Annotated in this window: 10 protein-coding genes; 6 read left to right on the plus strand and 4 right to left on the minus strand. The window is 35.0% G+C overall.

Annotation, left to right across the window (positions count from 1 at the left end; translation table 11 throughout):
* Nucleotide 1 precedes the first annotated feature (1 nt).
* Nucleotides 2–178 (plus strand): Imm63 family immunity protein, encoded by a 177-nt coding sequence (locus FTT84_RS18290; RefSeq protein WP_373685825.1) that lies wholly within the window; start codon nucleotides 2–4, stop codon nucleotides 176–178.
* 130 nt (nucleotides 179–308) lie between these two features.
* Nucleotides 309–773, plus strand: coding sequence for a hypothetical protein (locus tag FTT84_RS15135; protein WP_111886123.1), 465 nt, complete (start codon nucleotides 309–311; stop codon nucleotides 771–773).
* Nucleotides 774–855: 82 nt separating this feature from the next.
* On the opposite strand, the gene FTT84_RS15140 is transcribed toward FTT84_RS15135, so the two are convergent.
* The 3 genes from FTT84_RS15140 to FTT84_RS15150 all read right to left on the minus strand — a co-directional run bounded on the left by FTT84_RS15140 (nucleotide 856) and on the right by FTT84_RS15150 (nucleotide 3727).
* A complete protein-coding gene (locus tag FTT84_RS15140) occupies nucleotides 856–1170 on the minus strand; it encodes a BrnA antitoxin family protein (protein ID WP_098714789.1) in 315 nt (104 codons plus the stop codon).
* Nucleotides 1133–1444, minus strand: coding sequence for a BrnT family toxin (locus FTT84_RS15145; protein WP_005086328.1), 312 nt, complete (start codon nucleotides 1442–1444; stop codon nucleotides 1133–1135). Before FTT84_RS15145 ends, FTT84_RS15140 begins: the two co-directional genes overlap by 38 nt.
* 1296 nt (nucleotides 1445–2740) lie before the next feature.
* Nucleotides 2741–3727: a hypothetical protein gene (locus FTT84_RS15150; RefSeq protein ID WP_180081692.1), complete on the minus strand. Its 987-nt coding sequence runs from the start codon at nucleotides 3725–3727 to the stop codon at nucleotides 2741–2743.
* A gap of 2202 nt (nucleotides 3728–5929) precedes the next feature.
* Between FTT84_RS15150 and repM the strand changes: the two genes are divergently transcribed.
* A complete protein-coding gene (repM, locus tag FTT84_RS15155) occupies nucleotides 5930–6862 on the plus strand; it encodes a replication initiation protein RepM (RefSeq protein WP_180081696.1) in 933 nt (310 codons plus the stop codon).
* Nucleotides 6863–6940: 78 nt separating this feature from the next.
* Nucleotides 6941–7471 carry a plasmid replication DNA-binding protein gene (locus FTT84_RS15160; protein WP_180081694.1) on the plus strand — a complete coding sequence of 177 codons (531 nt, stop codon included), beginning with the start codon at nucleotides 6941–6943 and terminating at the stop codon, nucleotides 7469–7471.
* 229 nt (nucleotides 7472–7700) lie between these two features.
* On the opposite strand, the gene tet(39) is transcribed toward FTT84_RS15160, so the two are convergent.
* Nucleotides 7701–8888, minus strand: a complete 1188-nt coding sequence (gene tet(39) / locus FTT84_RS15165; protein WP_125279692.1) for a tetracycline efflux MFS transporter Tet(39) — start codon at nucleotides 8886–8888, stop codon at nucleotides 7701–7703.
* Here tet(39) and FTT84_RS15170 point away from each other — a divergent pair.
* Complete coding sequence (locus FTT84_RS15170) at nucleotides 8876–9595, plus strand: TetR/AcrR family transcriptional regulator C-terminal domain-containing protein (RefSeq protein ID WP_257223426.1); 720 nt, start codon at nucleotides 8876–8878, stop codon at nucleotides 9593–9595. The genes tet(39) and FTT84_RS15170 overlap by 13 nt on opposite strands.
* Nucleotides 9596–10188: 593 nt before the next feature.
* The coding region (locus tag FTT84_RS15175) for an Imm63 family immunity protein (protein ID WP_180191844.1) at nucleotides 10189–10536 on the plus strand (348 nt) is incomplete at its 3' end.

Raw genomic sequence — 10536 nt, forward strand, 5'->3', positions numbered from 1 at the left:
TATATCTAGCTATTCGTTTGAGTTTGAACTTAAGAATAGAACTAGAGGACAAGATTCCCGTCGACTCGCTTTTTCAAAACAAATTGAACTTTTTGGTTTAATCAGTGATCAATGGAAAGTAAAAAAAGAAAATGAGATAAAAAAAGTATTGGAAACAGCTCCTTTTAGAGATGTTTGATTTATAAATATTTATTTTCAAGAGAATTAAAATATCTATGGAATTTCGCATAACAGCCATTATGTTAAATAAGTGCCTGACTTTATTGATAAGGTTAAACATTAGCAGTTAGAAAGGGTTTTCAAAAAGAATGGTAAATCGCCCAAAAATTATAAAAGTAGGAATTTTGCTTGTAGGTCTATGTTTAATTCTGATCTTTAATTCATATAAACAGAAATTGAATTATGACAATGAAATGGCAAAACAGACAACGATACTTTTCTTAAATTCACTTGCTAAACATGATCGAAAATCAGCAATCAAATATGTTTGGCCTGATGCGCAATTATATGAAGACTTAAAAAGTCCTGAAAGATTTCTTTCTTTCAAAGACTCAAAAATTTTAGAAATAATAAGAATTAATGATGATTCAGCGGAAAGTAGACCTGAGTATTATCAAGAATTTTATAAAATTATTTCAGTGATGGTAAAAGTTAAAGTCGTGCATATAGATGATGCTGGCAGTCCAGTAGGTGACTATATTTTATTTATTACTCTTGTGAAAAAATCTCCTCAATCTGATTGGCTAATTACAGGATTGGGTAGTGGGCCTTAAGCTAATAATTATTTATTTTCCCTAAAATTAACATAATACACCTTATACGAAACTAAAAATGGGAGCCTATAGCTCCCATTTTTTATGGATGATTTTTTAGTTCATTCAGCATGGCATCACGCAGAATCTTATTCATTCTTGTCTGATAGCCTTTACCTTGGGCCTTTAGCCATTGCATTACATCTGCATCAATACGAACCGTAGTCACTTGTTTAGTAGGCTTGTAAAAAGGGTTCTGTACTGCATTTTTCCAGAAACTTTCATCAAGTTCAGGAATGTCCGAAAAGTCTATTTCACTGTCTGGGCGTTTAGCCAGGGCTTCAAGTCTTGCCTTTTGTTCTTCAGACAAAACAGGAGGATTATTCAAATCCATTTTGTAAGTAACGGTTTTGCTCATACTGTTTCCTCTCTTTTTTCTCTGCCTGTCGTGCCGAAATAATGCGGATATGATCCATCCCATTATGGTCTTGTACTGTGTGGGCCACCAATAAAACAGCTTGCCCATGTACCATACCTATCGCTTGCCAACGATATTCACCATTTTCAAAGCGATCCTGTTTATATAAGGCATGAGCATCGTAAAAAACCAATGTCGCATCTTCAAAAGCTACACCATGCTTTTTAAGGTTTATTTCTGCTTTATGCTCATCCCATGAAAACTCAATTTCCATAGTTGCATCGCTTTTTGTTAATATAAAAATGTTAATACAAAATTGTAAATTTTGCAAAATTTAGCCAATTTTTATTGGCGGAATATATCAAAACTGCTCATAAAAAAGCCGACTTGTTTCAAAATCGGCTTTTCTTTGGTTTTTGGATTTTTCTGATTTTAATAACTTACTGATATTTCAATTAATATACAAGTGTACTTCGTATAATCGCCATTATGTTAAATAGATTAAAATTGAGTCATTTATCTGAAAGGACTTTTAAGATATTCCTTTAATATAGAAATAATTAATAGTGTACTAATCAAAACTAGAACTGCTATAAGAATCCAAAACATACAAACCACAAATATTAAACATTAATAACACAATAATAATAATATTTTTCTGAGAATTAAGTAATTGATATTTAGATTATTTTACAAGTTCAGGTTTTGTTAAGTTTTAATTAACAGTAAATTTTTTCTAATTGGTATAGAATTTAGAAGGAGTAAGCTATTTAATTGTTTCTTATGGAAAAAAAAGTAAAGAATCTCTATCTGAGAAAAGGTGAGCACAAATTTGTTTTGCAATCAATATTCATTTGTAGGGCTAAGTCTCAAAAGTGGACGAATGAAGAAATCAATGAAGTGATAGAGAAAACTATATATGAAGATAAAATTAGGGTGTATGAGATTTTAAGAGAATATTCTAGAAATATTTAGGGCGTTTCATCAATTAAGCCAGATGTCTTGCCTTGTAGGAGGCATCCCAGTAGTGGGCTATATTTTGCAGCAGAACAAGCTGACAAAAAAATGTATGAGAATAAGCAAAAAATTAAATCAGCTTTAAAATTAGTTGCAGAAGCTATCTAAATTTTATATTAACTAAAAATTAACATAATACACGTTATACGAAATACCTGATTTTTTCCTATAAGCATCAATATCTTAACTAAATCCGTTCCAGTAAACAGCGCACTGAAACGGCTTTTTATTGATTATTCACATTCCGCAATCAATAACTAATGATCCATGGTTTTATTGACCCAGTTTTAACAATCCTGCATTGATAGTTTGAAGATCTTGGACATGTTTCCTTATCTTTTTTCAAAAAAATAAGTGACTAAAGCAAGTAATAACAAGGCCTTTGAAATTATTGAATAATCATTACTGGGAATAACATCGACATAGTGAAAAACTGTGACCATTAGCCAAAAACCTAGAAAAAAAAATAAAAATTTAGATTTAAATACATGAGGAAGTTTTTTAAATCTTTCAGTGTTTTTTTGAGTTATAACATTCATATAAACCTCTGTTATTAAACTAAATATTTGTTAAATAGTTCGTTGTAAGTGTCTTGATTTACATCGTCTTTATTCAAATTGATTTGAACACTCTCATAAATCCTTCTTAAGAAAACATACTGAATAAAATCATCTGCATAATTCTTAATTCGGGGCAGATAATTTAGCTCCAAAGGAATGTAGTAATCCATTTTTCTAAAGTTTTTCCCTGTTTTTTTAAAGTGATAACTGACCGCATCAACAAACAATCGTCCGATCTGGTGCCGATTCCCTTTGAAGACTCCGTAAAATTTCAGATCATCATAAAATGACTGCAACTTAGACATGCCAACGCTTTTGTCATTATTTGAAATAAGTGTATTTATAATTTCAACATAGCTTTTTTTAATCAGCTGCACGCTAGGCTCATCAAATCGCCAAGTCCATGTATAGTTTTTTGCACTTTTCTCCGTATCAGGATAATTCTTTGATTTCTTTTTTGAGTGTGAAAGGCGCACCAGTTCAACATTTTTCCCATTTCCAAACGCAACTTTTAAAAAGGGCTTTTGTAAAACAAATTTGAATTTTTCATGGTCATTAAAATATGTCTGAATCAATGAAATTTGTTCTTGTTCTTCTTCTCGATTCCACGTTGTTTCAACTTCTGATATTCGCTGTTTGACTACTTTCTTTAATTGCCCCTCGCTTTTAAGAGTGTTGTATTCATTGCTTTTTGGAGTTGTCACAAACAGCCAAAATTCCCATATATCTTGGTCATAACGCTTTTGAATAATTAAATCCGCAATAGGCTCATTTTTTTTATTTAAACGATAAGTCCTTTGTCGTGGGCTTAAATCTAAAGAATATTTTTGGCTGAGTTTTTTTATGAGTTTTTGGATTTTATCTGCAAACATCGTGTTATCAGATTCAATAGTAAAGTGACTATAGAAATACGCACCGTTTGCAACTTTATCTACAATTTTTTGCGCTGTATAACGACTGTTCGGGCTGTAATGAATCATTTTATTGTCACCAAGCAATATTTGTTAAATTGTCATCAAGCAATATTCTAAAAAGTCCTATGTAATCAAGCAATATTTATTTTAAGTAAAAACTATATTTTATAAGGCTTTCAACGATTTTGATTTTTTACCAATGCCAAAGGCATTGGTCGGACTTAATTGACACAATTTGTCATCGTGCAATTAAGTGGTTCCTAGGTGACGGAATTTACATCTAATTTTGCTTGGTTTATAGTCGCAATATTCATTGACTTAAAGCAGTCTGACCAACTGCCTGACCATTTTCGTTTTAGCGATTTTGAGCAGGCAACAGCCTGCTTAAAGCCATGTTTTTTTAGATAGCGCACAATTCAGAACTAGCCATTTTGAGTTGACCGATTGAGCGTACTACTGGAGAAATCCCGTTCGGTACGATCTGATGGGCGCTAGGGAGTTGTAATACTCCTTTTCGATCCAATCCGTTGTAAACGGGGTTGGGCGACAAGGACACGGGAGCCTATAAACAATCGAATGATTGTGAAGTGGTCGTGAGGTTAGATATAGCCTGACTAGATACAATTTTTTTGTATTGAAACCCTGTTTTAACGATTACCGTGAGACTCTGACAGGATGTTAAGGGTCGCTAATAACGGCAATGTGTTGCGGCAAATGCACTCTAAGAGGGAAGCGCAGCTCATTGGCACAACTGATGGCGTTTGAGGTAACAGCAATGTTACAGGCTAGCTGAGGAGAAATCTGGAAGCAGCGGCACCACTGAGTGAGATCATCTCAAGCAAAGTGGGTCAACGGATAGCTTAAACAGTATACATCCGGAAGCATAAACCGGAGACACGTGTAGATTAAGAGCCATACGCTCAGATTTTGTCTCAAAGTCATATCCACCAAATCCAAGGAACCGCGTGGTGGGGAAAATGGAAGCACTGACAGACAAAAGAGCATTGGCGTTCAATTGCTAAGATCGTTAAAAATAACTTTGGGAATCTCCATGCTGTTAGACATTGAGTTGTCACGGCAAGGCATGGAGAGGGAGAGAGGATGAGTAGGTCGTATAAGTTATGAAAATAATGAAGTCGATGCTGTATTTAAACATTGCAAACTCACCAGTGGCGTGGCTGCTACGGGTGGTAAAGGGAGTAGTGTTGTCGAAAATCCGAGTCGGTTTTATGTTGTTATCTAAAAAAGCGAAACATAGCTAAAAATGGTTTGGTCGCCATTGTTTGTTCTGATAGGTCGGGATTGGTCTCCCTATCTAAGTCAGGACTAAGCAAAAGTTAATGAAAGAAAAGAAAATACGGCAGCATAGTCTTGTGTACTGCATGATTTTTTTCATAGTTTCAATTCTAACTAATTGAATATTTGCGGTTTAGAAAAACTGATGTGAGCAGACATTCTGTGAGTTTTTACCATTTTTTAGTATAAAAAACGGCGTATTGTGATGATGACTGAGTATTTGCCTACTCATGTTCTATTCGTAAACAACGTGAACTCTACGATAGTGAGATATGACTCCCTCGGTTGCGGCAAAGCAATTAAACGAGGTGAGTTCCTAAATCTCTATATTTTGCCATTTAAAGCACTTTTATTTATTCCACGTAGGTATCATTAGAAAAACAGCTAAAGTGGCTAAAACCCCCATTTTTTCGCATTTAAAAGCCATATTTAACGAGTGTCTACGAGTGACACAATGAAAATTTGCGCCTCAACCTCTGAAAAACAGCTTTTTTGGCATTTGATTTCATAAAACCCTAGCTATCGTGCAAATTTTTAAGCCTAGATCGAGCGCAGCGAAAAAAAAACTTATGAGCGAAGCGAATTCATAGTTGCTTTTGCTTTTATTAAAGTCACAACGAGATGATGTAAAAAATTGCCCCTCGAATCGAGCGTAAGCGAGATTCAATAGAGTTTGAGCGTAGCGAAAACATAGGGCAATTTTTCGTTCCCAAGGCTTTTAATTATTTTTAATGTTTTTAAATGCTTTTAGCCTTGCTATAAGTCTTATATTCCAATGGTTTCAATAGAGATATAAAGACGTTTAGTTACCCATATAAAGACGTTTAGTTACCCATATAAAGACGTTTAGTTACCCATATAAAGACGTTTAGTTGTCATTTAAAGACTAATTTATGCTTGTCTTTTAAATGATTTTAATTAATATGTCTTTCAAAGCTATTAATAACTCATATAAAGACGTTTAATTACCACATGAAAAAAGATCTTGTAGTTAAAACAAATCGTTTGAATCAAGCATTTCAAGTACTTTCCTTAGCAGAATTTCATATTGTTCAATTGGCTATTGTTGATGCAAGAGACACAGGTACGGGATTGACTACAGATATGCCTCTAAGAATAGATGCATTACGTTATGCCGATGTATTTGGTACTACTCGACAAAATGCTTATATAAGAATGAAAGAAGCAGAAGAGACCCTATTTAATCGTAGGTTTAGTTTCTTTGATGAAGATGGAAAACTTGTAAAAAGTCGTTGGATTTCTCAAGTTAAATATTTGGACAATGAAGGTGCCATAGAAATTGTTTTCACGCCTGCCGTTGTTCAAGGCATTAGCCGTATTAATGGGGTAAAAGAATTCTTTACCCAATATCTTTTGAGCCAAACAGCGCAATTAAAAAGTGTGTATTCAAGTAGACTCTACGAATTATTGATTCAATGGAAAAGCACAGGAAAAACTCCTATTATTAATTTAGAAGACTTTCGTGCACAGTTGGGAATCGAAGAAAATCAATACAAATTAATGAGCGATTTTAAAAAAAGAGTTCTTGATCTTGCTATTAATGACATTAATGAAAAAACAGATATTAAAGTAACTTATCAGCAACATAAAAAGGGGCGATCAATCTCTGGTTTCTCTTTTAACTTTAAACAAAAAAAATTAGCCAATCAGTCTGTAGAACCTAGGCGAGATCCTAATACATTAGATATCTTCTCAAAAATGACCGATAAACAACGCCATTTGTTTGCTAATAAACTTTCCGAACTACCAGAGATGGGACGATATTCAGAAGGTACTGAGAGCTATCAGCAATTTGCTTTACGTATCGCTGACATGCTTCAAGACCCCACTAAATTTGAAGAGTTACATCCTTACCTTCAAAAAGTCGGGTTTAAAGCTGCCTAAATTATAGACTTGATCATTTGTCTATTAGACAGTCTAATAGACAACCAATTTTGACAAGTTTAGGCATAGGTTTACAGCATGAAAACCCTTACAGTTCTTGAACTTTCCAAGCTGTACAACATCAATAGACAAACAATTTACAACAATATAAAGAAAGGAATTTTAAGTAAAAATTCTGAGAATAAGATTGATCTAGCAGAAGCCATACGCGTTTTTGGGGAACCAGTTAAAAAACAGGATGTAAAAGAACCTGTAAAAATAGACAGTCCAAATTCGGCAGAAGTTTTACTGCTTAGACAACAAATAGACATGCTAAAAAATCAGCTTGATGATGCCAAAGATAGGGAATCTTTTTATCAAAACCAAATTGAAACGATGCAACGTCTATTAGAAGCCCCAAAACCTAATATGACTACGTTTACCGATCAAGAACCGGTGCAACCCAGCATAGCCAAAACAGATCCCGAACCGGACACAGCAGAAGCTAAACATGACGGATTGACTACTCCAGAGCAGACGGAAAATAAGCGGATTCCAGTACCGGAGCACATTGAACAGGAACCGGAAAAAAGGGGCTTTTGGAGCCGTTTTTTTAGACCCTATGATTAACCACGATTGTTTAACTAATATGAACAAAGTCGTGAAACTTTGATTAAATAATAAGCGTGGAACGTGAAAAATCATAAAAAAAGCCCACCTTGGGGAAGATGGGCTATCAACTAGAAACTACAGCATTGATTTATAAAGATAATTATAACGCATTTCGTATAACGTGTATTATGTTAATTTTAGATAAACTATAGAATCCATTAGTTTTTAAACCAATAAATTAAATATTTTATGGAACTCCAGAATATTTATTCAGGCGATACTTAAGCAATAAGGGTAGGGTGATTACATAAAGTATTGCAGCTAATGCCCATACCATTCCAGGAGCTGATGCCTGAGTCATAAAATAGAGGCTAGTAACTAATACAGGACCAATTATAGCCCCCAGACTATTAAAACTGCTTAATAGCCCTTGTAATTCACCTTGTCTTTCATCACTAATACCTCTGGACATCATTGCTTGCAAAGCAGGAACGGCTACTCCACCAAGGGCAAACAATGGTAACAACGCAAAAGGCACCCATTCTTCAACAGCAATAGATAAAAGAAGTAAACCAATTGCATCGCAAGCTATTCCACATAACAACGTATTTTTCTCTCCAAACCTCTTTACCATAGGGGCGATAGCAAAAGCCTGTGCAATAGAATGGCATATTCCATAACTAGCAAGGGAAACACCTGCAATAAATATACTCCAGCCATAACGATCCTGCCCATAGATAACCCATAAAGTTGCGGGGACTTGTGAAACCAATGTGATAATTAAAAAGATACCAAGCAATGGAGCCATATTAGGTTGAGTGATCAAATAGGATAATTTCTTTAATATTGATTGCTCCTGAACCTTCTCAGTCATTTTATTGCTGTGTTTTGATTCTTTTAATAAGACTGCTGTCATTATTAAATTAATCCCATTCATAAAAGCAGCAGCAAAGAACGGTGCATGTAAGTTCCATTCACCCAAAACTCCACCTATTACCGGACCCGCTATAAACCCAATACCAAAGACAGCTCCAAGGAGACCAAACCTTTTTGCACGCTCATGGGCTGGAGTAATATCTGAAACATAAGCTGTTGCAACAGCCATGTTGGCACCTGTAATTCCCGCAAAAATACGACCAATATATAGCCACAATAGAGAAGGAGCAGCAGCCATTAGGAGATAATCAGCCGTTGCAACAGCAATTGAAATAATTAATACAGGTCGACGTCCAAATCGGTCACTCAACGCTCCAAGGATAGGTGCAAAAATGAACTGCATCAGAGCATACACAGCTAATAAAGCACCATAGTGAACACCGCCTGCTTCAGCTCCAGCCAATGACCGTAATAATTCAGGCAAGATCGGCATAATTAAACCAATCCCAACAGCATCCAGAAATATAGTGATTAAAATCACGCTCAATGATTTCTTCACAAATGCCTTCTCTAGCAATGATAGAATTAATATTCTCTCACACACTCCCTATCAGTGATAGATTTATGGGTAAAAAAGATATTGCACCTCAACGTCTGACACGTGAAATAGTCCTGCGTACCGCATTGGATATGTTGAATGAAGAAGGCATAGATTCAATAACCACACGCAAGCTAGCTCAACGATTGGGTATTAAATCTCCAACTCTATATTGGCATTTCAAGAATAAATCCTTGTTAATGGAAGCAATGGCGGAAACCATTATAAATGAACACCATTTAGTTTCTTTACCCATCGATGGGATGACATGGCAAGATTGGTTGCTCGCTAATTCTGTAAGCTTTCGTCGAGCACTACTAGCTTACCGTGATGGTGCTCGTCTACATGCAAGAACTAGCCCCAGTCAAGGACATTTCAACACGATTGAGGCCCAAGTTGCGCTGTTATCTCATGCTGGGTTTTCTCCTGTTGAAGCAGTTGCATTACTTATGACATTAGGAAGGTTTATTGTTGGGTGGGTCCTTGAGGAGCAGCAAGAAGAAATAAGATCAGACCCACCATTCGAAGCCGATCCAACTATATATCCACTCATGCTCCAAGGAGTGAATACCTTACAAAATATGAATGCGGATGACATTTTTGAAAATGGGATTCGTATGGTGATTATCGGTGCTGAAAGACAACTTGATATTAAAATGCAAACTTAACTCTATACTGCTTTAAGCAACTGTTCTATTTAGTAATAAAGCTTTTATCCTTAATTATTTAACATAATAGAGCTTATACGAAATGCTTTTTAAAATATCTTTGTTTTTCATATGGTTAAAAATTTTTCATCCCCCTGAAAAACCACAAAAAACCGACTTGGAAACAAGTCGGTCTCTTTTTGAACAATTTTGATACTTCTTGCCAATAAAATTGATCAAAAAATATTCATTTTTGCGTTTTTTCTTGATTTCTCAAGGGTCACAGTTCAGAAGTAATCCCCAATTTCTGCGGACAACTCTTGGGATAAAATAGGCCAACTTTGTAAGCTAAAACTTACATAGATTTAAGGTTTTTGCGCATTGGTAATCCAAGGCATTAGCCCTATGATGAATACATAAGGGAACTGGATGTTTCCAGAAAACAAGAATAAGAAAATAGCGCAAGGAATGGGCAGCACGAGATCAGTAAGACGAGCACCCCGATATAAAAAAGCCCGACAGGATGTCGGGCTTTTTTATGTCTTGAATCTGGATTTCGTATAAGAGATTTTATGTTAAATAGATATTAAGAACATTTGGAGAATCAAAGAATAATGCTTACATTTTTAGAAATTCAACGTAAGGTTGATCAAATTTGTGAAAAAATTGGGCTGGAAAAAAAAAGAGTTTGGCCCGCAGTTCAGAATGATGGAGCTCCATATGTATTAATCCATGAAAATAAATATTGGTATATTTCTGAAGAAAGAGGAGAAGTTTTTTTTGAAAAAACAACTAAGGATTTTGAAGAGTTGCTTTATTGGATAATGGATAATTTTATATCTAGCTATTCGTTTGAGTTTGAACTTAAGAATAGAACTAGAGGACAAGATTCCCGTCGACTCGCTTTTTCAAAACAAATTGAACTTTTTGGTTTAATCAGTGATCAATGGAAAGTAAAAAAA

The sequence above is a fragment of the Acinetobacter sp. YH01019 genome, from assembly GCF_013420285.1.
In the GTDB taxonomy this organism is placed as follows: Bacteria; Pseudomonadota; Gammaproteobacteria; order Pseudomonadales; family Moraxellaceae; genus Acinetobacter; species Acinetobacter gandensis.

What these genes read in the sequence shown, in the direction of transcription:
- FTT84_RS15135 (WP_111886123.1), top strand. Translation starts at nt 309, where the DNA reads ATGGTAAATCGCCCAAAAATTATAAAAGTAGGAATTTTGCTTGTAGGT.
- FTT84_RS15140 (WP_098714789.1), bottom strand. Translation starts at nt 1,170, where the DNA reads ATGAGCAAAACCGTTACTTACAAAATGGATTTGAATAATCCTCCTGTT.
- FTT84_RS15145 (WP_005086328.1), bottom strand. Translation starts at nt 1,444, where the DNA reads ATGGAAATTGAGTTTTCATGGGATGAGCATAAAGCAGAAATAAACCTT.
- FTT84_RS15150 (WP_180081692.1), bottom strand. Translation starts at nt 3,727, where the DNA reads ATGATTCATTACAGCCCGAACAGTCGTTATACAGCGCAAAAAATTGTA.
- repM (WP_180081696.1), top strand. Translation starts at nt 5,930, where the DNA reads ATGAAAAAAGATCTTGTAGTTAAAACAAATCGTTTGAATCAAGCATTT.
- FTT84_RS15160 (WP_180081694.1), top strand. Translation starts at nt 6,941, where the DNA reads ATGAAAACCCTTACAGTTCTTGAACTTTCCAAGCTGTACAACATCAAT.
- FTT84_RS15170 (WP_257223426.1), top strand. Translation starts at nt 8,876, where the DNA reads ATGATTTCTTCACAAATGCCTTCTCTAGCAATGATAGAATTAATATTC.